The sequence below is a fragment of the Ensifer sp. Root127 genome, assembly GCF_001425225.1.
GTDB lineage: Bacteria > Pseudomonadota > Alphaproteobacteria > Rhizobiales > Rhizobiaceae > Ensifer > Ensifer canadensis.
In genome coordinates this window covers 52,712-75,687 of the sequence record NZ_LMDX01000006.1, presented here as the reverse complement: position 1 = coordinate 75,687, position 22,976 = coordinate 52,712, and the positions used below count along the sequence as shown (strand labels likewise).

Below are 22,976 nucleotides of genomic sequence, written 5' to 3'. Positions count from 1 at the left end.
CGAGGAGCGGCCGAGGCCGGCCATGCCCATAGGGAGGACCATATGGACAAGCACGTTTTCGAGGCGCTCAGCGCCGAAACGCTGCCATTAAGGCTGAGCGGCAATGCTGCGCTATGTGACAGGATCGGCGGCGATCATCGCCGCTGGCAGGTCAAGGAGGTCGGCGACGGCAACCTCAACCTCGTCTTCATCGTCACGGGCGAGATGGGTGCAGCTATCGTCAAGCAGGCGCTCCCCTATGTCAGGCTCGTCGGTGAGCGCTGGCCCTTGCCGTTGAAGCGCTCGTTCTTCGAATACCACGCCCTTACCCGCCAGGCGGCGCGCGACCCGGGCATGGTGCCGGAAATCCTGTTCTTCGACGCCGAGCAGGCGATGATCATTATGGAATATCTGGCGCCGCACGTGATCCTGCGGCGTGCGCTGATCGAGGGGCGTAAGCTGCCGAAGATCGGTCGCGATCTCGGCCTTTTCGCGGCCCGCACGCTTTTCCGCGGCTCGGATCTTTCGATGCCGACGCGCGACAAGAAGGCCGATCTCGCCCTTTTCGCGGACAATGTCGAACTCTGCGACATCACCGAAAACCTGGTCTTTTCCGATCCCTACTTCGAGGCGGAAATGAACCGCCACACCACCCCGCACCTCGACAGCCTGGTCGAGGAATTGCGTCGCGACCGCGACCTGAAGGTCGAGGCCCAGCGGCTGAAACACATCTTCTCCGCCAAGGCCGAAACCCTCTGCCACGGCGATCTACATACGGGTTCGGTCATGGTCACCGACGACGAGACGCGCGTCATCGATCCGGAATTCGCCTTCTACGGACCGATCAGCTTCGATGTCGGCATGCTCTTGGCGAATTTCTGGATGAGCTACTTCTCTCAAGGTGGCCACGAGAGCGCTGCCGGCGAACGCGATCAGATGCGCGCCTACCTGCTGGATACGGCAGAGACGATCTGGCAAACCTTCTGCGACGAGTTTACCGCGCTCTGGCGCAGCGAGCGCAAGGGTATCCTCTATCAGGCGAGCCTTTTCGAAGACCGCGCCGACCCGTTCGGCGCCGAACAGGCGCTGACCATCGTTCTTGATGAGATCTACCGCGAAATGCTCGGCTTTGCCGGGGTGGAGATCCTGCGCCGCATCCTCGGCCTTGCCCACAATGCCGATTTCGAAACCATCGCCGACCTCAGCCGCCGCGCCAAATGCGAAAGCAAGGCGCTGAAGCTCGGGCGCCATCTTGCCGTCAACCGGGATCGCATTGCGAGCCTCTGGGATATTCGCGCCACTGCGGAACGGCTTCAGCAGGAGACACTTTCGTGAAAGTCGGAGAAAAGCACTACCATACGATCTGGCTCAACGCCGACGGCCGTTCGGTCGACATCATCGACCAGCGCTGGCTGCCGCACGAGTTCCGGATCGTGACGTTGAAAACCGTCGCCGACGTCGCCGTTGCCATCCGCGACATGTGGGTGCGCGGCGCACCGCTGATCGGCGTCACCGCCGCCTACGGCATCGCCATCGCAGTGGCCGACGACCCGTCCGACCGCCATCTCGACGCGGTCTGGGAGGAACTCAACGAGACCCGGCCGACGGCGATCAACCTGCGCTGGGCGCTCGACGCCATGCGCCAGTTCCTCCGTCCGCTGCCGGTGGAAGAGCGTGCCGTGGCCGCCTACCAGCGCGCCGCCGAAATCGCCGAGGAGGATGTTGAACTCAATCGTGCGATCGGCGCCAACGGCCTCAAGATCATCCGCGAGATCGCCGCAACCAAGAAGTCGGGCGAGCCGGTCAACATCCTCACCCACTGCAATGCCGGCTGGCTCGCAACGGTCGACTACGGAACGGCGACCGCGCCGATCTATATGGCGACGGAGGCGGGCATCCCCGTCCACGTCTATGTCGACGAGACCCGGCCGCGAAACCAGGGTGCGCAGCTGACAGCCTGGGAATTGAACGGCCATGGTGTCCCGCACACGCTGATCGTCGACAATGCCGGCGGCCACCTGATGCAGCACGGCGAAGTCGACATGGTGATCGTCGGCACCGACCGCACCACCGCCAATGGCGATGTCTGCAACAAGATCGGCACCTATCTGAAGGCGCTTGCCGCCAGCGACAACGACGTCCCCTTCTATGTCGCGCTGCCTTCGCCGACCATCGACTGGACGGTCAAGGACGGCGTGAAGGAGATTCCGATCGAGGAGCGCACCGGCGACGAGGTGAGCTTCGTCCAGGGCCGCGGCCCCGACGGTTCGATCATCTCGGTTCGCGTTTCGCCAGAAGGCAGCCCTTCGGCAAACCCGGCCTTCGACGTGACGCCGGCCCGGCTCATCACTGGCCTCATCACCGAGCGCGGCGTCGCCGTGCCCTCGCCCGAAGGCCTCAAAGCGCTGTTTCCGGAAAGGAGCTGACCGATGAGCCTTACAAACCAGAAGACCACCGAAGAAATCGCGCTCGGCATTCGCCGCCGCGTCTTCTTCCACACGATGAAGAACAACGGCGGCTATCTGAGCCAGGCCTGCTCGGCCGCCGAAAGCCTTGCCTTGCTCTACAACGAGATCCTGACGCTCGGCGAGCCGACCTTGCCCAAAGTACCGCTGCCGTTTCGCGGCGTGCCCTCTGCCGATAACCCGGAGGCCTTCACCGGCGCGGGCTATCACGGCCCGGCAGCACCCGAGTACGACCGCTTCTTCATCTCGCCGGCGCACTATGCGCTGGTGATTTATAGCGCGCTCATCGAAGTCGGCCGTATGGACGATAGCGCGCTCGACCATTTCAACAAGGACGGAAGCTCGGTCGAGATGATCGGCGCCGAACACAGCCCGGGCATGGAGGTTACGACCGGCTCGCTGGCACAGGGGCTTTCCATGGCCTCCGGCGTCGCCTTCGCTCGCAAGAAGCGCAACGAACCAGGCAAGGTCTGGGTCTACATGTCCGACGGGGAATTCCAGGAGGGACAAACCTGGGAGTGCCTTGCCGCCATGGCCCATCACGGGGTCGACAACATCCGCGTCATCGTCGACGTCAACCGCCAGCAATGCGACGGCGCCATGTCCTCGGTTCTCGATCTGAGCGACCTCGCCGGTCGGGTCGAAGCCTTCGGGGCAACCTGCCGCTCGATCGACGGTCACGATCTGCAGGCCATGCGCATTGCTGCCAACAGCGCAGAACCCGGCAAGCCGCTGATCACCCTCGCCAATACGTCGCCGTTCCAGGGAATGAACTTCTTGCAGAAACGCTTCCCCCGCCTTCATTACGTGCGCTTCAAGAGCGCCGAGGAGCGGCTTGAGATGCAGGCGGCACTGGCTGTCGAACTGGGCGTGAGCCCGAACGAAATGGAAGGGGCCTGACCATGGTCGAAATCGTCAACCGCCCTTATGCGAGAGCATTCGAGGCTTTCGCGACAGCGCGCCCGGAAGTGCTTTGCCTTTCGGCTGACCTCACCTCTTCCTGCGAGGTCGACGGTTTCCGTGATCGGCATCCGGAGCAGTTCCTGTCGCTGGGGATGGCTGAGCAGAACATGCTCTCCTTCGCCGGCGGGCTTGCCATGCAGGGTTATCGGCCGTTCATCCACACCTTCTCGGTCTTTCTCTACCGCCGCCCGTACGATCAGTTGATCAATTCGATCGCCTATTCCAATCGCAAGGTCCGGCTGATGGGCTTCCTGCCGGGCATCACCACGCCGGGCGGTATCACCCACCAGGCCATCGAAGACATCGCCGTCATGCGCGCCGTGCCGAACATGACGATCTTCGAGACCGGCGACGCGACCGAGGTCGAGACCGTGCTCGAGGTTGCCGATGCGATCGACGGCCCGGTCTATGTCCGCGTCCTTCGCGGCGAAGTTCCACGGCTTTTTTCTACGCCGTTCGCCTTCAACAAACTGCGCACGCTCTCGGAAGGCGACGACATCCTCGTCGTCAGCTCGGGCGTCTGCACCGAAGAGGCCCTGCGGGCGACACGGCCGATCGAAGCCCGCGGGATCGGGCTGCATCACCTGCACGCCTCGACGCTCAAGCCGTTCGACCGCGACGGGTTGATCAAGGCTGCGCGCGGCAAGAAGGGCATCGTCACGCTCGAGAACCACACCATCGTCGGCGGGCTCGGATCGTTGGTGGCCGAGATCCTCGCCGAAGAGGGGCTTGGCGTCCGTCTGAAGCGCCTCGGTCTGAAGGACACTTTTGCCCATGGCGCCTCGAAGCCTTACCTGATGAAGAAGTACGGCCTTGATGCCGGCGCGCTGGTGTCGGCAATCGAGGAGCTTACCGGCAGATCGCTCGAAATCGGCGAGGACGAACTGACCGAGGTTCGTCTCGACCACGTGCATTCGGCACAGAAGGCGGAGGCGCTCTGATGGCGCCCCGGTTTACCGTCAGCTATTACGTCAGGGCCGCAGATGAAGCCGAGGCGCGCGCACGGGCGCTGGATATCGCCCTGGAACAGACGGTCGAAATCCCGCGCGATGTCGTGCCCAAAGGTTATGTCGAGGATGAAATCCTCGGCAAGCTCGAAGCCCTCGCGCAGGACCCGGTCGGGCGCCCCGGCTACCTCGCCACCATTTCCTATAGCGAGGACGATGTCGGCGGCGACTTCCTACAATTCCTCAACATCGTCTTCGGCAACAGTTCGATCAAACCGGGATTGAAGGTCGAGGGCATCGGCCTGTCCAAGGGCATCCTTGCTCTCTGCCATGGTCCGCGACATGGCATTGCCGGGCTGCGGCAAAAAGCCGGCATCGGCGCGCAACCGCTGTTGATGTCGGCCATCAAGCCGGTCGGATTGTCTACGTCCGAACTGGCGCGCCGCGCGCACGACTTCGCGCTCGGCGGCATGCATTTCGTCAAGGACGACCACGGATTGGTCGATCAAAGGACGTCACCATTTGCCGCACGCTTGGCAGCTTGCGTCGACGCCGTCGGCGAAGCCAATGCGAAGGGCGGCGGGCGAGCCAGTTTCGTGCCGAACATTACAGCGTCGTCAAAAGAGCTGTTCGAGCGGGCGAAGATGGCGGAAGAGGCCGGCGCCGGCGCGGTCATGATATCCCCGGCGCTGGCCGGCTATCACGTCATTCACACGCTGGCGTCCGACCCGGATTTCACGTTGCCGATCGTTTCACACCCCGCATTTTCGGGCGCCAACGTCGTCTCGCCGGATACCGGCTTTTCCCATCGGTGCTTCTACGGCGCCTTGCAGCGGCTGATGGGTGCCGATGCGGCGATCTATCCGAATTTCGGCGGCCGTTTCGGCTTTACCCGCGAGGAGTGCCAGTCGATCGCCAAGGCCTGCGCCGACGACATGGGCGGCCCGAAGGCGATCGTGCCGGCGCCAGGTGGCGGCATGAATCTTAGCCGTGTGCCGGAGATGCGCGAGGCCTACGGAAACGACGTAATGTATCTGATCGGCGGCGCGCTGCTTCAGGACACGGACATCGTTTCGGCCAGCCGCCGGATCGTCGAAGCGGTTGCACGCTAAGCGTACGACGGTTCAGCTACGAGATAGCCTCCCAAGGCTCTGCCGGGCGCGATGGTGCGCCCGGCAGGTTTGATCGCCGTCGCAGCAAAGACCCGGCAAGGACGGCCCGCCCTACGCGGCGCAAAGCGCTTTCCGGGTGTCCATCCCCCCGCAGATGCCAGCTCGACAATGATCCTCCGTGGCTCTTGCCAAGGCCGCTGGCTTGACGCTGTTTGGAAACTGGCAGGTGGTTTCGCCCGTATCCGCGAACTGAGCGACTGCCGTCGCTCGACGGCCGTCGGCCCCCACGCTCAGATATCGCCGGATAACTTACCGCTCCTGCGACGATGCGCATCCCGCCTTCGGGAAACGTCCGTGCGAAGCGGGCGCCTGTTCGTCAGTCGGTGTCGCGATCGAACTGGTTGACGATGCGCATGGTCGCCTTCCTCTGGGCGTGACGCACGTCGGCATCGTTCCTGCTTTTCAGCATCAGGTGAGCGGCACGCACCGCCGGCAGCGCCACCGGCTTGTAGCCGGGCTCGATTACGGGATGGGCCGTGGAATTAAGCTTTGGCTTACGCATAGTTCACTCCTCAGTCGAACACTGCCCAGGTCGTTCATGCACCTTGACGAGGCGCGATCTGAGACCGGACACGACGGGAGCGTGCCCGCCAATGGAGGCGAGCGTTTGATCAGACGATTCAAGATTTGTTGCGGTCTGAAATGACGTTTCGGGTTCGACCGGATGAACCGGAACCTCCCAACTCCCCAATCGTGTCGAGGAACCGGCACTTATCCTTTGCCTGCTGGCACTCTTTGGCGAACGGCAAGGGGCACAGGAAACGAAAGCACTGGCCGCACCTTGACAAGGGCGGCCACGCTCGGTAAGTTCACTATATAGCACATGTTCAACATATTGAACAAGGAAAAAATCGCGATGAGCGGCCGGGGCGCGGAAAGAATTTTGGACCTGATCGAGTGGCTGGCGTCGCGCAGCGAAGCCGTCTCGCTCGCCGAGGTCGTCCAGGCCCTTGCCCTGCCGAAGAGCAGCACGCTGCTTCTGCTGCGCACCCTAGTTGAAGCCCGGTACGTCACCCGCCAGACCGACGGACGCTACCTGTTGATCCGGCTCCCGGGTGAGCCGTCGGAGGCAAACAGCGGCTGGGGCACGATCCTGCGGGTGGCTGAGCCGATCCTTCGCGAAACGGTGGCGGCGATCGAGGAGACCGGCTTCATCGCCGTGCTGACGGACGACCGGCAGGTCCGCTATCTCAACAAGATCCTGCCCATTCGCGAGATCCGCTATGACCGCGATATCGCCACACAGCGTGTCGCCCACTACGTCGCAAGCGGACTGATGCTACTGTCCGGCCTGACGGACCAGGAGCTCGAAACCTATCTCGGCCGATCCGTCCCGACCGAAGACGATCCGCATGCCATCGCCGAGCGCGTGAGCGCCGGCCGCCGAGAAGGCTATGTCGCCAACCTCTACGGCCGGGTCGAGGGTGCCGCCGGCGTCGCGGCGCCCATTCGCGATCCTGATGGCCGCATCGTAGCCGTCGTCAATATTTCCGGTCCACGCGAGCGGATCGCCAACAATCTCGATCGCGTCACCGAGGCGACGGTCGAAGCCGCGCGTCGCGCAAGTGAGGAGCTCTCGCGACGCATTTTCAAAAATGGGAAAACCCACGGGAGGAATTGATGTCCTATTTGAAGAGAGAGCTCGCCGGTTGGCTGCTGGCCGCATCGGCGATGGTCTCGACCAGCGCCTTTGCCCAGGAGCCGAAGCTGCCTGAGTACTATCCGGCCGATTACGGCCAGATCGTCGAAGCCTCGCGCAAGGAAGCTGGCCTCGTCGTCTACTCCAACATGGCCGACAACAACTGGCAGCCTGTCATCAAGGGCTTCAACGAACTCTATCCCTGGATCAAGATCGAGACGCTCGACCTCGGCTCCGGCACCGTGCACACCCGTTGGGAAGCGGAAGCTGGCAGCGGTGCGCGCACCGCCGACATCCTGGTCTCCGGCGCAAACGACCGCTGGGCACGTTATGGCAGCGAGAGCCGCATGCTCGATTATGCCAGCCCGGAAACCGAACGCCTGCCGGGCTTCGCCAATCCCTATCCCGGCATCTACGTGATGTCGGCGGACCCGCTCGTCATCACCTACAATGCCGCGCTGCTGCCGGAGGGCCAGCGCCCGACCGGTTTCGCCTCGCTCGTCAAGGCGGCAGCCGCCGACAAGGCGACGTTCGACGGCAAGATCACCACCTATGACGCCGCCCGCAACTCCTTTGGGCTTGCTGCCTGGTGGAAGACGCTGCAGGTCAAGGGCGACGACGGCTGGAAGGGCTTGCGCGAAATCGGCCCGATGATCCGCGGTGAAGTCTCAGGCGGCCCGATGAACGAGAAGATCGCCACCGGCGAATATCTCGTCGGCATCGCCGTCTCCGGCATCACCATCTTCCCCCGCCTGGAGCAGCCCGGCGGCGAGATCCTCGGCTTTGCCTTCCCCGATGACGGAACGCCGGTCATGCTTCGCGGCCTCGGCATCCCGAGCGAGGCGGCCAACCCGAACTCGGCAAAACTGTTCGTCGACTATCTGCTCAGCCAGAAGGGCCAGACGCAGGTCGGCAAGGGCGGACTGACGCCTTATCGCGAGGACGTCGAAGAAGCCGAGGTTCGCTACACCTATCAGGCGATCGCTGCCAAGGTAGGCATGGAAAACCTGATCGCCGTCGGCTTCGACAAGGCGATCATCGATGACGCTGCGGGCTTTGCCACCAAGTGGACCGCCGCGATGGCCGGCAACTAACGGGCCTCGACTCAGCAACCGTCGGCCGCGATACGGTCGGCCGGCGGTTCCTCTGCCCTCATTTTCAACTCTACGAAGCCTGACGACCGTCTTTCGCGTTCGCGGACGGCTTTCGAGGACTATTGCCATGACCGAGCTCACAGCAGGGTCGGCACCGAGCGCCACGCGTGACCGGTCGACCATCACCTTCTGGGCCGTAAGCATCTTGACCACGATCCTGGTGATCGGGCCGATTGCGCCCATTATTCTCCAGGCCTTTCTCGACCGGCCGCTCTACAAGCCCGACGCCGTCGTCACCGCCGGCAACTTCGTTCGCCTGTTCACCGAGGCGGGCATGGGCAAGATCGTGCTCAACACGCTGTTCTTCGCCGTCGTCACGATGGTCGTTGCCCAGCTGTTCGGCTCGGTTATGGCCGTCATCGTCGGCCGCACCAATCTGCCCGGACGCAAATGGATCGGCGAGATCCTGATCTGGCCGCTTTTCGTCAGCAACCTCGTCATGGCCTTCGGCTGGTTCACCATGTACGGACCGTCGGGCTATATCACCCTCGCCTTCAAGGCGAGCACCGGACTCAGCCCGTGGAACCTCTACAGCCTGACCGGCATGAGCATCGTTGCGGGCTTGAGCCAGGCGCCGCTCGCCTATCTCATGTGCATCGGCGCCGTCACCAAGGCCGATGCCCAGCTGGAAGATGCTGCCCGCTCGGCCGGCGCCAGCCCGATGCGAGCGCTAATCAGCATCACCGTACCGATGATGCGGCCGGCCATGGTCTATTCCGCTGTTCTGAACTTCGTCATCGGCATCGAGATGCTGGCAATCCCGTTGGTTTTCGGCGGCCCGAGCGGCATTCATACCGTCACGACCTTCCTCTATGACCAGGGCATCAACGCCGCGGTGCAATCCGACTACGGCATCGTCGGCGCCGGCGCGGTCATGTTGCTTGTGATCGTCGGTCTGCTCGTCTGGCTCCAGGGCCAGTTGATGAAGGACAGCGGTCGCTTCGTCACCGTGCGCGGCAAGGCCTCCCGCCCCTCGCTCGTCGACCTCGGACACTGGCGCTGGGTCGCATTCGCCGCCGTCGCGGCCTATGTGCTCTTCACCATCGTCGCCGTCTTTGCGGGCATCTTCATGCGCGCCAGCGTCAGCTTCCTGACGCCGCTGGTCCCGTTCTGGAAGCTACTGACCCTTGCCAACTTCGAGCTGATCTTCAATCAGCCAGGATATGTCAGGGCGATCCTCAATTCCGTCGTCATCTCCTTCCTCGGCGGCATCATCGGCACCGCCTGCGTCGTGCTCATCGCGCTTGTCGCCAAGCGTTCCGAATTCCGCTTCCGCCGCGCGCTGGAATATGTCGCGCTGTTCCCGCGCTCGCTGCCCGGCATCATCGCCGGCCTCGGCTTCTTCTATGCCGTGGTCTGGGTCCCGGGCCTCGACATGATCCGCGGCACGATCTGGATCCTGATCGCCGCCTTTGTCGTGCGCTACATTCCGATCGGCTTCGGTGCGATCGCACCGGCGCTGTCGCAGATCGGTGAGGAGCTTGACCGCGCCTCGCGCATTTCCGGCGCCGACTGGTGGACGACGGTGACGCGCATCGTCCTGCCGCTGTTGAAGCCGGCGCTGTTTTCCAGCTTCGCGCTGCTCTTCATCCACTTCTTCAAGGAGTATGTGACGGCGGTCTTCCTCTATCAGCCGGGCTCCGAAATCATCGGCTCGACCATGCTGCAGCTCTATGCCCAGGGCGACAACGGACCCGTCTCCGCCCTTGCCACCATCCAAGTCATCATCACGGCCTTGTTCGTCTTCATGGCGCGCCGTCTGCTGGGAGCCAAGATCTATGGCTGATCTCATCCTCGACAACCTCTCCATCAACTACGGCTCCTACAAGGCCGTCAGCGAAGTCTCGCTGACCATTCCGAAGGGCGAGTTCCTGACGCTGCTCGGCCCCTCCGGCTGCGGCAAGTCGACGACGCTTTTTGCAATTTCCGGACTGAACCACGCGACATCGGGCGCAATCCGCATGGGCAATCGCGTGCTCTTCGACGGCAAGACCAAAACGGTGGTGCCGCCGGAACAGCGCAACATCGGGCTCGTCTTTCAAAGCTACGCGCTTTGGCCGCATATGTCGGTGGCGGAAAACCTCGCCTTCCCGCTGAAACTGCGCAAGATCGGCCGCGCCGACCAGTTCAAGCGCATAAAGGAAGCGCTTGAACTGGTCGAGATGGCCAAATTCGCCGAGCGTTACCCCTTCGAGCTTTCCGGCGGCCAGCAGCAGCGCGTGGCGCTCGCGCGCGCACTCGTCTATCGACCGGGCCTGCTTTTGCTTGACGAACCGCTGTCCAACCTCGATGCGAAGCTGCGCGAGCGCGCCCGTGTCTGGTTGCGCGAGCTTCAGGAACGTCTCGGCGTCACGACCGTCTACGTGACCCACGATCAGGCGGAAGCGCTTGCGGTTTCCGACCGCATCGCGGTGATGGACACGGGGCGTATCCGCCAACTCGGCACCCCGAAGGAAATCTACGAGACGCCGGCCGATGCCTTCGTCGCCGACTTCATCGGCTCCTCGAACTTCCTGACAGGTACCGTGGTCGATCGCGCCGCCGGCATCGCCAATGTTCGCCTCGAAGACGGAACGATGATCAAGGCGAACACCGGCCGGAACGGTGCTGACGAAAAAGTCGTGATTGCCGTGCGTCCGGAGCGGCTGCAGATCGTCGGCAGCGCCGGTGAAAACGTCGTACAGGCAACCGTTCAGGGCGGCTCCTATCTCGGCTCCGTCTATCAGTACGAGCTGACAGGCGCCGGCAGCACCTTCCGCGTCCAGACCGCGCGCGAGGTCGCCGACAAGCATGTCTTCGTCTATGTGCCGCCGGAAGCCTCGACGCTGTTTGCCGCGCAATCCCGGCCGCAGGCCTGAGCCCTTAAACGCGGAGCACCTCATGACCAAGGAACCCAAAAGCTTCGACGCCGCCGCCAAAGGCCCGCTTGACGGCATTCGCGTCGTCGATCTGTCGCGGCTGGTCGCGGGCAACATGCTGTCGCTGCAGCTCGGCGATTTCGGTGCCGACGTCATCAAGGTGGAGCCGCCGGTCGGCGACCCCTTGCGCGACTGGCGCGACGGCGGAAGCTCGCTCTATTGGAAGACCTATGGCCGCAACAAGCGCTCGGTCATGCTCAACCTTCGCGAACCGGCTGCGATGGGTGCCATGCTCAAGCTGCTCGACACGGCGGATGTGTTCATCGAGAACTTCCGCCCGGGCACGCTCGAGGAGATGGGCATGGCGCCGGAGACGCTGCTTGCCCGCAATCCCGACCTGATCGTCGTGCGCATTTCCGGCTTCGGTCAGACCGGTCCTTACGCCACCCTGCCGGGGTTCGGCACGCTGGTGGAAGCGATGAGCGGATTTGCCGCCCGCACCGGCTTTCCCGATCGGGAACCGGTACTGCCGCCGTTGGCACTCGCCGACATGATCGCCGGCATCTACGGATCTTCGGCTGTCAGCATGGCGCTGCTGGCGCGCCAGCGCGGCACGGCGCGCGGGCAGGTCATCGACCTGTCGCTGCTGGAGCCGATGTTCTCGGTGCTCGGACCGGAGGCCGCGATCTACAAGACGACCGGCAAGATCAAGGAACGGGTCGGCAGTGGCTCCAACACGACATCGCCACGCAACGTCTATCGATGCGCCGACGGCAAATACGTCGCGCTGTCCGGCTCCACCCAGGCGGTTGCCAAACGTATCTTCGAGATCATCGGCCGTCCCGAAATGATCACCGATCCGCGCTTTGCCACCAATACCGACCGGGTCCGCAACCGGCCGCTGGTCGACGAGGCCGTCAGTGCCTGGTTTGCGACGAGGGAGCGCGACGACGCACTCGACGTCATGCGCCGGGCCGGTGCAACGGTCGGGCCGGTCTACAACATCGCCGATGCCTTCAGCGACGCGCATTTCATCGAGCGCGAGGTTTTTACCGAAGTGGAGGATCGTGAGCACGGGTCGCTGCCCATGCACAACATCCTGCCGCGGATGTCGGCGACCCCCGGCGTCTGGCGCAACCCGGCACCGGCGCTTGGCGAAAACACCCGCGACGTCCTCAACGAAGTCGGCCTGTCGACCGACGAAATCGACCTGATCATGGGGGGAAGAACCGAATGATGCTGCGCTCGCTACTTTATGTTCCCGGCAGTTCGCCCCGCTTTCTGGAAAAGGCCCACGAACGCGGCGCCGATGCCATTATCATCGACCTCGAGGACGCGGTCGCCGCCAACGAGAAGGACGCGGCAAGGGTCGCTCTTGCTCGAACCGTGCCGATGGTTGGCCAGCGCGGCGCTGCGGTGATCGTGCGGATCAACACCCATGACGAAACGACGATGCTGGCCGACGCCAGTGCGGCCTGCGAGGCCGGCGCACTGGCGCTCTACATTCCCAAGGTGTCTTCGCCTCAAGTCCTGCATCAACTCGATCGGCACCTGGAGCCGCTGGAATCGGCCGCGAACCGGCCGCCGATGCGGTTTGCGCCGCTGATCGAAGATCCCGCGGGATTGCTCAACGCCACGTCGATCGCCACAGGCCCGCGGGTCTTCGCCTTGTCGGCTGGTGGCGAGGACCTTGCGACATCCATGGGCGCCCAGCCGACGCCTGAGGTTTTGCGCATACCGAAGCTGATGATCCACTACGCCGCGAAGGCCGCTGGCGTCCTCTCCTTCGGGCTGCTGCGCAGCACGGCCGACTATGCCGACAAGGAGGGATTGGCTGCAGCCATAAGGGAAGCCAAGGACTTCGGTTTCGACGGCGCCACCTGCATTCACCCGAGCGTGATCTCGCTGCTGAATGACGGCTTCTCGCCTTCCGCGGAAGAGCTCGACCGCGCCCGCCGCCTGATTGCCGCTGCTGATGCCGCCGCGCAGGCCGGGATCGGTGCCTTCACCTTCGAGGGCAAATTCGTCGACCTGCCGATCGTCACGCGCGCCCGCGGATTGCTGGCGCGCACCGCGGGCTGATCCAACCGCCCGGCGACCCCGCATCTATCCTGGAGAACAGAGTGTCCGACTTTCCAGCTGCCGAGAACCATACAAGCCGCAAATGGCGCGTCCTTGTAACCCACAACAGGATTGCCGAGAGCGCCGTCGCGCTGCTCAACGCCCATGACTGCGATGTCTTCTTTTCTCCACCCTATGACGCCTCGGATGTCGTCGCCGCACGCGCCGCCGATCTCGGCGTCGACGCGATCATGGTGCGGCAGGGCCAGATCAACAAGGCTGTCATTGCCGCGTCGCCGAAGCTGAAGGTCATCGTCAAACATGGCGTCGGCGTCGACAATGTCGATATCCAGGCCGCCGCCGATCGCGGCATACCCGTGTTGCGCTCGATGGGCTCGAACGCGCGCGCAGTCGCCGAACACACGATCGCGCTTTCGCTGGCGCTGATCAAGGAGATCGCACCGCTGACCGCGGCGGTCAAAGGCGGCCAATGGCCGAAACCGACCTTCATGGGGCGCGACATCGCCGGCACCCTCATGGGCCTCATCGGCTATGGCTCGATCGGCCGCGAGACAGCGGCCATGGCGCACGCACTCGGCATGGACGTCATCGTCTACGATCCGCATGCCGCAGCGACACTCGCTCAGGCGAACATAACCGCCATCGACGACGTCGACGAGCTTGTCGCCCGCGCCGACATCGTCAGCCTGCATTGCCCTTTGACGGCGGAGACTCGCCACCTGATCGATGCCCGTCGCCTGGCGCTGATGAAGCCGACGTCCTTCATCGTCAACACCGCCCGCGGCGGCATCATCGACGAGGCGGCGCTCGCCGTCGCCCTGCGCGACAGGCGTATAGCGGGTGCCGCGCTCGACAGCTTCGCAGCCGAACCGCCGGCTGCCGACAACCCGCTCTGGGCCTCGCCGCTGGTGCTGGCGACGCCCCACATCGGTGGCGTCACCCACGGCTCATCGAAAGCGATGGCCGAAATTGCCGCGCGCCACATCATCAGCGTCATCAACGGCCAAGCGCCTGATGCCTTCAGCCTTGCGGCTCCGCAGAGCCTCGGCCTGCGCAAGGCGACCGCCTGAAGCTTTCACGGGAAACGCGAGGCGGATTTCCGCCGGGAAATGCATGAAAACAACGAGATAGAGTGTTTCTACGACCCGCCTAAACCGGAAACGCTCGAGAGTTCCAGAAGGAAGACCACATGCCCATCGGTTTCAGAGTAAAGAACAGCATGAAGCGTATCGACGCTTCCTATGTCGAGGCCTTCCGCGTCCTGCCCGTCGCCAACGTGTCCGACAGCATGTCGCGGCTTGTCGCCGGCGGTGATCGGCTACGCCCGATGCATAGCGGCGGCATGCTCGCCGGCCCGGCGCTGACGGTCAAGACCTGCCCGGGCGACAACCTGATGCTGCACAAGGCGATCGACATGGCGGCACCGGGCGACGTGATCGTCGTCGATGCCGGCGGCGACACGACCAATGCGCTGATGGGTGAACTGATGCTGGCGCATGCGGTCAAGCGGGGCGTCGCCGGCTTCGTCCTCAACGGCGCGATCCGCGACGCCGAAGCCATCCGCGCCCAGCCCTTGCCGCTCTATGCGCTTGGCGTCACCCATCGCGGCCCTTATCGTACGGGACCGGGCGAGATCGGCTTCCAGATTTCCATCGCCGGAATGGTCATCAATCCGGGGGACCTGATGCTCGGCGACATCGATGGTATCGTCTGCGTGCCGAAGGCGGATGCCGAAGCGGTCCTCAAGGCAACCCGGGCCAAACAGGATGCCGAGGCCAAGCAGATGGCGGCGACGCTTTCTGGAACGATGGACAGGTCCTGGGTGGACCGGGAACTCGAGCGGCTGGGCTGCGCCCTGGTCGACTAGCCTGCTCGATCAAAAGGCGCGGACCAAACACGACCGGGTTCCCCACCCGGTCGTTTTACGACGATAACTGCCCGACCGTTTCAACAACGCAGTGATCGACGTGGCCGCCAGCCGGTTGTCGGCCAAGCGCCCCGTTACGCGGCGTCTGCGACGCCCGTGCCTTCCGCCATCAGAGCCTCGTGGACCCGCCGGTCTAGACGCGACCTAACAAAAGCTGCGCGACTTACAGCGCTCTGGCACGAATGCCCCTATTTTGGCCAGTTCCTCTCTCGAGCGAGAAGGTCGGGAGCCGTAGTGTCTGCCCATGCCGACGTTAGATGTCGCGAGGGAGCCGACGATGAAAAGCACGCTGTTTCCTTAAATCCCATTCGATTTAAGGATGAAAGCATGCAGCAATTCAAAGTGCTACAGCGACCTTTGCGCGTCTAATATGCCGCGCGGCGCTGTAGATACCTACATCGCCGACGCCAGTTCCTGCTCGTGGCAGCAGCCCTGGCCGCCACTGGTGCAACAGCGAGGAGCAGGGCCCATGGCCGAGGAAACGTCCAAGAATGTCGTAGGCGGCAACGGCGTCACCATCGCCACGGGGACCTTTGGCGATCCCTTAGCGCCGCCGGTGCTTTTGATCATGGGTGCGATGGCCTCGATGATGTGGTGGCCCGACGAATTCTGCCGCAAGCTGGCGGCAAGCGGGCGCTATGTCATCCGCTACGACAACCGCGATACGGGGCTTTCCACCAAATATGCCCCCGGCAATCCTCCCTATTCGATGGAGGACATGGCCGGTGATGCAGTTGCCGTGCTCGACGCCTATGGCATTGCATCGGCTCACCTCGTCAGCATGTCGCTCGGCGGCATGATCGCTCAGATCCTGGCGTTGTCCGCTCCGGAACGGGTGTCGTCGCTGACGCTTGTCAGCACTACGCCAATGGGACTCGAGCTTGAGCTTCCACCGATAAGCGCTGACTATATGGAACACGTCGCTGCGGCCGAAAGCGTTGACTGGTCGGATCGGACACAAGTGATCGATTTCATGACGAAGGACGCCCGCATGGTCGCGAGCACAGCCCACCCCCATGACGCGAACCGGATCCGTGCCTTCATCGAGCGGGATCATGATCGCTCGGGCGGCCTACTCTCCGCCACGAACCACTTCATGCTTCAGGGCGGCGACACTGTCAAAGGCAAGCTCAAATCGCTCGAAGCGCCGCTGCTGGTAATCCATGGCACCACCGACCCGATCTTCTCGGTCGAGCATGGGATGGCCATTGCCGAAGTTGTGGCCGGCTCCGAATATCTTCCGATCGCCGGCGGCGGGCATGAACTTCACAGGGCCGATTGGGGTATCATCATCCCGGCCATTGTCAGACACACGGACTAAAGCCAGGAAAAGTGCGAGGCGGTTTTCCTGGAAATGTGCAAAAACAAAGAGATAGAGCGTTTCTGCTACCTCGTCGAAACCAGATGCGCTCTCGGTGAAGGCAGTATCCCGCCTGCACAATATCCGTCGAAAGTGCGCAGCGCCGACAACGTGTGCTGCGTGCTCTCGCCGTTTGGCGATGAGACAGCGAGGCGCCTGCGCCAACATCAAGGTCCGCGCTGATGAACGTCAGCGACAACGGGTTCTGTTGCGGGTAATATCTCGCCTGATTTCCTTGAGCGTGTGTCGCAACTCGGCAAGAGTGCCATCATCGCTGAGAGCGGTGCTGGTGCACTCGAGAAAATCGAGCTTGAGCTCCAGCTCGTCGTGTCGTTCGATCAATCCGGCCAGTATTCGAGACGTGCGCATGTCATACCCATCAAACGTCGGCGCCGTCATGGGCGGGCGCGGACGTCAAGATTGCTTCGCGGTCTCCGATACCCCTCCTGTGCGACAGTTTATTGAAGCGTGAGCGCTTTCGCCTCGAACCGTTCCTTCAATTGAAACGTGCATGCCCATAGTCTGCGCGCCGATCCGGCCATATATTCGCGGCGGCGCTCACCCAAATACGTCCCGATGGTTGTTTGGCTGAGCGAAAACCGAAAACGCGCAAGGGAGATGTTTTGATGTATTACGCCATCCTCGCCTATCACGAAGAGGGAGTGGTCGAATCCTGGACCGAGGAGGAGGACGCGGCCCTGATGACCGACCTGCTCCAGGTCAATGACCGCCTCGTGCGGGAAAAATCCTTAGGCCCCGCGGCACGGCTTGGCCCCACCCAGCATGCAGTGACGCTGCGAGGCAAAGGCGAGGGCATTGTCATCGACGGCCCCTTTGCCGAAACCAAGGAACAATTGCTCGGTCTCTACGTCGTGGATTTTCCAACGCTTGAGGCAGCCGTTGCGGCAGCCCGTGATCTGCGTCGCGCCAACCCGACGGCCACCTACGAAATCCGGCCGATTTCGCTTTACCTTCCCGGCGCGTCATTGGGTTTCAAGGAAGAATAACCGTAAGTATTGACTTACAATGAAAACGGAGCTCTCCGATATGGTTAGTCCGTTCTTCTTGCGTCAGCCGTTGCGACCTGCTCGAGGCTATGAAGTGCCAGCTGCGCACGATCAAACAGCGATGCGACGGTTGCCATCGCAGAGGTCACCTCGCCGATCGCCTCCAGACGAGACGCCCTTCCGGCCAGCGTCAGAAAAACCTTCTACGAGTGGAAATCCTCGGGGTTTGCGCTTGTTTGCACTGACTTTCGACGCCGGGAAAAGCCTGACCGCGGCAACGAAGCGGATCAAGCGACCTCAGCCCTGCCGGCGACGACACGGTTCCAATCGTCCTGCCGCAGCCGGAAGCACATCCACGGCGACGGCGTGCCCAAGAGGTCCAATATCGCGTCATAGACATGTGCCGCACCGAGCTTGGCAGTCGCCTTTTGCGAACGAATGTTTGTCGGCGCGATATGGAACCAGACTTCCGGATAGGTACCGAAGGCATGGCCGAGCATCAGCCGCTTCAGGTCGAAGTTGGTGCCGCCGCCCCAATAGGCTTTGTTGAGGAAAGTAAAACCGATCGAAATGCTGTCCGGCATGTCAGGAGCGACGTAGTAGCGGGAGCATCCGATGATCTTGTCGTTTTGCCGATCGATCGCCACGAGCGTCGTTTCGCTTGCAAGCAACAACGCGAAGTAGGGCTCGAACTTCTCCCGCTTGTAGCGATCCGTTGCTGGATGCCCTGCCCAGACGTCGGGATGGCTTGCTGCGGAGTAAAGGCCCTCGAGGTCTTCCGGCCGCAGCGGCCTGAGGAAGATGGCCTCGCCGCTCAATGCCGGTTGTGGATCGAAATCAGACTTGAACATGCTCTTGTCTCATGATGATGATGATGGAACGGGGATCATGTCCGCAATTGCGCGGTCGAAATCGCGATGACTTTCCGAAAGGCCGTTCCTGACGCCCATCCTGTCCGGCTCTGGACGGTTCTGGCTCAGCTTGCGTTTGCCTGTCAGATGCGTGATCGGCATTCGAATACCGACGATGCCGCGCAATTGCGCTGCGATATAAGCCGCAGGCGCATCGCTGACGGCCCACGGCTTTGCGGCCGCCGCCTCGTGGAGATCAGTGAGCCGCTTGACGACATCGAGCAGCCGGGCCGGATCATCGAAGAACTCGACCGGGCCCTTTGCTTGAACAGCAGTGTAGTTCCATGTCGGAACCACCTTTCCATGCTCGGCCTTCGCTGCATACCAGGCCGGGGTGATGTAGGCGTCGGGACCCATGAAGACAGCGAGGCCATCGCCAATCATGGGCGTTTGCCACTGCGGATTGGGGCGGGCGAGGTGGGCATAAAGCGTACCCATTTCTCCCTCCTCAGCGTCGAGCAACATCGGCAGCGGTGTCGCCAAGGGACCTTGCGCCGTCGCGGTGATAAAATTGGCGATGCGGCATGCCCGCATCATCGCGTGTATTTCGCTGGTGTCGTCGACCACAAAAGCTGGCGGCGTGTACATGGAACTCTCCTTGAACTTCGCGCAGCATCGGCGTTAACTGGCACAAAATAAACGTCCAGTTTCGGAGATTTTCATTGGGCCAGTTGAGCAGTGGGAGATCACAACGCACGGGCGCTGCCCGCCGCATTTACCTTGAGCTGCAAGAGCAGATTGGTGCTGGCGTCTATGCGCCCGGTGACAGGCTGCCATCGAGCCGTGCGCTCGCCGAGGAACTGGGCGTGTCGCGCACGACGGTCACGGCCGCTTTCGACCAGCTCGTCTCCGAGGGCTACGTGATCAGCCACCAGGGCTCGGCGTCGATCGTCTCGGATATGGCCGGGCCAGGAACGCGACACAGCCGACAGGCTGAGCATCGCCTGGAATGGCCGATGTCGGACTATGCTGCCCGGCTGATGGAGCTTCCGATCCACTATGCTGAGAGGCGGCCGGCACTGGAGTTCGATTTTCGCTATGGCGATATTGCCGCCGCCGACTTTCCGACGCTGCTGTGGCGGCGGGCGATGAATGCGGCGCTGCTGCGCCGCCGTGATAGCCTTTCCTACGAGCATCCGGCCGGCTCCGCCGCCCTGAAACAACAACTTCAGGGCTATCTCTGGCGTGTGCGTGGCATCCGCTGCGACGCCGATCAGATCGTCGTCGTTTCCGGCTCGCAACAGGCGCTGGATCTCTGCGCCCGCGTTCTCGTCGATCGCGGCGACCGCGTCATTGTTGAGGAACCGTGTTATGCCATGGCGCGCAACGTCATGGTCGCCGCCGGCGCTGAAATCGTTGCCGCTCCCTGCGACCATGCCGGCCTTGTCGTGGGGCACCTGCCGTCCCGTGGAAAATCAGCGCTCGCCTACGTGACGCCGAGCCACCAGTTTCCGCTCGGTGGCGTCCTGCCGCAGAGCCGACGGGACGCGTTGCTCCAATGGGCCTATGCGGTCGGAGCCTATATCATCGAGGACGACTACGACGGCGAGTACCGCTATGACGTGAAGCCGATACCGCCGCTGTTTCAAGCGGATCGTGACCGGGTCATTTATGTCGGCACAGTCTCGAAGACGCTCTCGCCGGCCCTCAGGCTGGGCTATCTCGTGGTTCCCCGGCCGTTGATCGAGGTCTTCACGCGATGCAAGCAGATCGCCGACCGGCATAGCCCGAGCCTTGAGCAGGAGGCGCTCGCAATCCTACTGGAAGCAGGCTCATACGAACGGCATGTCCGTAGGATGCGCCGGTCCAATGCCGAGCGTCGCGCCGCCCTGATCTCGGCACTGACATCATGCTTTGGCGAACAGTTAGAGATCGTCGGCACATCGGCCGGGCTGCATGTCGTCGTCTGGTTCCGTGAGATCAGCGCACAGCATGAGACGCGGCTGATCGAAACCGCGGGGGCTGCCGGGATTGGCATCTACCCCGTGTCGCCGCTCTATCTCGAACGCAAACCGGACCGGGCCGGCATGGTGCTCGGCTATGCCTCGCTGACACCGGACGAATTGCGCCGGGGAACGGAAAAGCTGGCATCCGTCGTTTACGGATTAGGCGAGCTGTCCTACGGCCCAAACGACGGTTGAGTTGCCCACAGGCCTAGATTTCTGCCACCAGCTTCCCCAGCGCTAGGGATGCGGTGAGGCCGGGCGACTCGATGCCGAACAGATTGATCAGTCCGGGCACGCCGTGCACGCTTGGTCCTTGCACGACGAAGTCCTGGCTTGCCACCTCCGGCGGCACGATCTTTGGCCGGATACCGGAATAGGCCGGCACGAGCGCGCCGTCCTTCAGGCCAGGAAAATAGCGGCGAACACCGGCGTAGAATGATGCGGCCTTCGCCGGATCGACGTCATAGCTCAATGTATCGACCCACTCGATATCGGGGCCGAAACGGGCCTGGCCGGCCATATCGATGGTTAGATGGATGCCGAGTCCACCCTTGACCGGCACGGGATAGATTAACCGTGAGAACGGCGCCCTGCCGACATGGGAGAAATAGTCGCCCTTGGCATAGTACTCTTTCGGCACGAGCCCGAGAGGCATGCCCTCAAGCTGGCGCGCCAGCATCGGTGCGCCGAGGCCGGCGGCGTTGACGAACAGCCGGCAGGCAAGGCTCATGGGTTCGGCGCCGCCGACGTCGATGACGATACCGCCATCGGTCACCTTGCCTCGCTCGACGGGGCTGTTGAGCGCCAAGACCGCGCCGGCATTCTCGGCATCGCCAAGCAGCGACATCATGTACGCGTGGCTGTCGATGATGCCGGTTACCGGCGACAGCAGCGCGCCGGTGGTGGCAAGCGCCGGTTCGAGGACGCGCGCATCCGCGGCCGAGATTTGCCGGAGATCCGGCACGCCATTTTGCGCCGCGCGCACCGCGATATCGGGGAGCTGCTCGAGCTCCAAGGCCGAGGTCGCCACGATCAGCTTTCCGCATTGCCGATGGGGGATGCCGCGTTCGCGGCAATAGGCATAGAGCAGGGCCCGGCCTTCGACGCACAAGCGCGCCATCAGGCTGCCCGCCGGATAGTAGATCCCGGCGTGGATCACTTCGCTGTTGCGCGACGACGTTACGCTGCCGATACGATCGGCCGCTTCGACGATGATCACCTCACGGCCGGCTTGAGCAAGCGCGCGAGCGACGGCCAACCCGATGACGCCGGCTCCCGCGACAATGCATTCCACTTGCTCATGGGACATAGCGGACCTCAACAGCGTCGCGCGTCAAATGGGACGCCAAGGGCGCTGCAAGACGATGCAGTAGCACAGCATGACGGGATACGTCAGGCAGCACAGGAACGGATGATCTGAACCATCGATATCCCCTGCTGCCTGACGTCATATGCTGCGGACCCGCTTTCAGGCTGCCCGTGCACCGGCGGCGAGCGGGATCTCGATGTCGACTTCCAGCGTCGTCACGTGTTCGCCGCGGTCCATCTTGACTGTGACCTTGTCGTCGTCGATCTGAACGTGCTTGGAGATGACCGCAAGAATCTCCTCCCGCAGCAGCGCAACGAGATCCGATTGGCCGACGGAGGCGCGCTCATGTGCCAGCAGGACCTGCAGGCGCTCGCGCGCCGTCGGGGCCGAGCTCTGCTTTTTGAAGAAACTGAAAATGCTCATGCTGCCCTCCGTCCGAAGATCTTGCCAAACAGACCGCGTTTTTCACCCGGGATGGTCATCGGCACGGTTTCGCCTGCAAGCCGGCGAGCGGCGTCGAGATAGGCAAGCGCCGGCGCAGACTTGCTGTCGGCGAGCGTCACCGGGGCGCCGATGTTGGATGCCCTGAGCACGTCCATGCTCTCGGGAACGATGCCGAGCAGCGGAATCGACAGGATCTCCAGGACATCGTCGACCTTCAGCATGTCGCCACGTTCGGCGCGCAGCGCATCGTAGCGGGTCAGGAGCAGGTGCTTCTCGACCCGTTCTCCCCGCTCGGCCTTCTCTGTCTTGGCGTCGAGCAGGCCGATGATCCGGTCGGAGTCGCGAACCGAGGAAACTTCCGGATTGGTCACGATCACGGCCATGTCGGCATGGCGCATGGCAAGCGTTGCACCGCGCTCGATCCCGGCAGGGCTGTCGCAGATGATCCAGTCGAAATGCTTCTTCAGGTCGTTAATGACACGTTCCACGCCTTCCGGCGTCAGGCTGTCCTTGTCACGGGTCTGCGATGCCGGCAGCAGGAAGAGCGTCTCCAGGCGCTTGTCGCGGATCAGCGCCTGCGGCAGCTTGGCGTCACCCTGAATGACGTTGACCATGTCATAGACGACACGGCGCTCGGCACCCATGACGAGGTCGAGATTGCGCAGGCCGACATCGAAATCCACGACGACGGTCTTCTCGTTGCGCTGCGCGAGCGCTGCGCCGAGAGCAGCGGTCGACGTCGTCTTGCCGACGCCGCCTTTGCCCGATGTAACAACAACTACTTTCGCCATCTTCCGCTCCTGTTTCCTGGCC

The 22,976-nt window shown here is 62.9% G+C and carries 23 protein-coding genes; 16 read left to right on the top strand and 7 right to left on the bottom strand.

Annotation, left to right across the window (positions count from 1 at the left end):
• Positions 1-42: 42 nt before the first annotated feature.
• The 5 genes from mtnK to ASD03_RS10050 are packed head-to-tail and all read left to right on the top strand — an operon-like array spanning position 43 to position 5,466.
• Positions 43-1,314 (top strand): S-methyl-5-thioribose kinase, encoded by a 1,272-nt coding sequence (gene mtnK, locus ASD03_RS10070; protein WP_057213159.1) that lies wholly within the window; start codon positions 43-45, stop codon positions 1,312-1,314.
• A complete protein-coding gene (gene mtnA / locus ASD03_RS10065) occupies positions 1,311-2,405 on the top strand; it encodes an S-methyl-5-thioribose-1-phosphate isomerase (RefSeq protein ID WP_057213157.1) in 1,095 nt (364 codons plus the stop codon). Before mtnK ends, mtnA begins: the two co-directional genes overlap by 4 nt.
• Positions 2,406-2,408: 3 nt before the next feature.
• Positions 2,409-3,344, top strand: a complete 936-nt coding sequence (locus ASD03_RS10060) for a 1-deoxy-D-xylulose-5-phosphate synthase N-terminal domain-containing protein (RefSeq protein ID WP_057213155.1) — start codon at positions 2,409-2,411, stop codon at positions 3,342-3,344.
• Positions 3,345-3,346: 2 nt separating this feature from the next.
• On the top strand, positions 3,347-4,348 hold the full coding sequence (locus tag ASD03_RS10055; RefSeq protein ID WP_057207607.1) for a transketolase C-terminal domain-containing protein: 1,002 nt from the start codon (positions 3,347-3,349) through the stop codon (positions 4,346-4,348).
• Entirely contained in the window at positions 4,348-5,466 is a 1,119-nt protein-coding gene (locus ASD03_RS10050; protein ID WP_057213154.1) for a RuBisCO large subunit C-terminal-like domain-containing protein, read from the top strand. Before ASD03_RS10055 ends, ASD03_RS10050 begins: the two co-directional genes overlap by 1 nt.
• 376 nt (positions 5,467-5,842) lie before the next feature.
• Here the strand turns inward: ASD03_RS10050 and ASD03_RS10045 are convergent, their stop codons facing one another.
• Positions 5,843-6,028, bottom strand: a complete 186-nt coding sequence (locus tag ASD03_RS10045; protein WP_025429502.1) for a hypothetical protein — start codon at positions 6,026-6,028, stop codon at positions 5,843-5,845.
• Positions 6,029-6,382: 354 nt separating this feature from the next.
• On the opposite strand from ASD03_RS10045, the gene ASD03_RS10040 reads away from it, so the two are divergent.
• From ASD03_RS10040 to ASD03_RS10000, 9 genes are all read left to right on the top strand, one after another.
• Entirely contained in the window at positions 6,383-7,147 is a 765-nt protein-coding gene (locus ASD03_RS10040; protein WP_057207610.1) for an IclR family transcriptional regulator C-terminal domain-containing protein, read from the top strand.
• Positions 7,147-8,259: an extracellular solute-binding protein gene (locus tag ASD03_RS10035; RefSeq protein ID WP_057207611.1), complete on the top strand. Its 1,113-nt coding sequence runs from the start codon at positions 7,147-7,149 to the stop codon at positions 8,257-8,259. Before ASD03_RS10040 ends, ASD03_RS10035 begins: the two co-directional genes overlap by 1 nt.
• Before the next feature lie 127 nt (positions 8,260-8,386).
• Complete coding sequence (locus ASD03_RS10030; protein WP_057213152.1) at positions 8,387-10,105, top strand: iron ABC transporter permease; 1,719 nt, start codon at positions 8,387-8,389, stop codon at positions 10,103-10,105.
• The gene (locus ASD03_RS10025) at positions 10,098-11,177 is read left to right on the top strand and encodes an ABC transporter ATP-binding protein (protein WP_057213150.1); all 1,080 of its coding nucleotides are present in this window, start codon (positions 10,098-10,100) and stop codon (positions 11,175-11,177) included. The genes ASD03_RS10030 and ASD03_RS10025 overlap by 8 nt, the downstream gene beginning before the upstream one ends.
• 22 nt (positions 11,178-11,199) lie before the next feature.
• Positions 11,200-12,414, top strand: coding sequence for a CoA transferase (locus ASD03_RS10020; protein ID WP_025429507.1), 1,215 nt, complete (start codon positions 11,200-11,202; stop codon positions 12,412-12,414).
• On the top strand, positions 12,411-13,259 hold the full coding sequence (locus tag ASD03_RS10015) for a CoA ester lyase (RefSeq protein WP_063978398.1): 849 nt from the start codon (positions 12,411-12,413) through the stop codon (positions 13,257-13,259). The genes ASD03_RS10020 and ASD03_RS10015 overlap by 4 nt, the downstream gene beginning before the upstream one ends.
• Before the next feature lie 41 nt (positions 13,260-13,300).
• Entirely contained in the window at positions 13,301-14,329 is a 1,029-nt protein-coding gene (locus ASD03_RS10010; protein ID WP_057213148.1) for a hydroxyacid dehydrogenase, read from the top strand.
• A 119-nt stretch (positions 14,330-14,448) separates the two neighbouring features.
• The gene (locus ASD03_RS10005) at positions 14,449-15,126 is read left to right on the top strand and encodes an RraA family protein (RefSeq protein WP_057213146.1); all 678 of its coding nucleotides are present in this window, start codon (positions 14,449-14,451) and stop codon (positions 15,124-15,126) included.
• A 529-nt stretch (positions 15,127-15,655) separates the two neighbouring features.
• Complete coding sequence (locus tag ASD03_RS10000; protein WP_057213144.1) at positions 15,656-16,507, top strand: alpha/beta hydrolase; 852 nt, start codon at positions 15,656-15,658, stop codon at positions 16,505-16,507.
• Positions 16,508-16,735: 228 nt separating this feature from the next.
• Here ASD03_RS10000 and ASD03_RS09995 read toward each other — a convergent pair whose 3' ends face one another.
• Positions 16,736-16,945, bottom strand: coding sequence for a hypothetical protein (locus ASD03_RS09995; RefSeq protein ID WP_057213142.1), 210 nt, complete (start codon positions 16,943-16,945; stop codon positions 16,736-16,738).
• A gap of 227 nt (positions 16,946-17,172) precedes the next feature.
• On the opposite strand from ASD03_RS09995, the gene ASD03_RS09990 reads away from it, so the two are divergent.
• Positions 17,173-17,553, top strand: coding sequence for a YciI family protein (locus tag ASD03_RS09990; protein ID WP_025429513.1), 381 nt, complete (start codon positions 17,173-17,175; stop codon positions 17,551-17,553).
• A gap of 287 nt (positions 17,554-17,840) precedes the next feature.
• Here the strand turns inward: ASD03_RS09990 and ASD03_RS09985 are convergent, their stop codons facing one another.
• Positions 17,841-18,404, bottom strand: coding sequence for a GNAT family N-acetyltransferase (locus ASD03_RS09985; protein ID WP_063997072.1), 564 nt, complete (start codon positions 18,402-18,404; stop codon positions 17,841-17,843).
• Between the two features lie 9 nt (positions 18,405-18,413).
• Entirely contained in the window at positions 18,414-19,052 is a 639-nt protein-coding gene (locus ASD03_RS09980) for an FMN-binding negative transcriptional regulator (protein WP_057213140.1), read from the bottom strand.
• Between the two features lie 74 nt (positions 19,053-19,126).
• Between ASD03_RS09980 and ASD03_RS09975 the strand changes: the two genes are divergently transcribed.
• Complete coding sequence (locus tag ASD03_RS09975; protein WP_057213138.1) at positions 19,127-20,605, top strand: PLP-dependent aminotransferase family protein; 1,479 nt, start codon at positions 19,127-19,129, stop codon at positions 20,603-20,605.
• Between the two features lie 13 nt (positions 20,606-20,618).
• Here the strand turns inward: ASD03_RS09975 and ASD03_RS09970 are convergent, their stop codons facing one another.
• The 3 genes from ASD03_RS09970 to minD all read right to left on the bottom strand — a co-directional run bounded on the left by ASD03_RS09970 (position 20,619) and on the right by minD (position 22,954).
• Positions 20,619-21,719: an NAD(P)/FAD-dependent oxidoreductase gene (locus ASD03_RS09970; protein WP_057213136.1), complete on the bottom strand. Its 1,101-nt coding sequence runs from the start codon at positions 21,717-21,719 to the stop codon at positions 20,619-20,621.
• A gap of 159 nt (positions 21,720-21,878) precedes the next feature.
• Entirely contained in the window at positions 21,879-22,142 is a 264-nt protein-coding gene (minE, locus tag ASD03_RS09965) for a cell division topological specificity factor MinE (RefSeq protein WP_025429518.1), read from the bottom strand.
• Positions 22,139-22,954 carry a septum site-determining protein MinD gene (gene minD / locus ASD03_RS09960; protein ID WP_025429519.1) on the bottom strand — a complete coding sequence of 272 codons (816 nt, stop codon included), beginning with the start codon at positions 22,952-22,954 and terminating at the stop codon, positions 22,139-22,141. The genes minE and minD overlap by 4 nt, the downstream gene beginning before the upstream one ends.
• Positions 22,955-22,976: the final 22 nt, after the last annotated feature.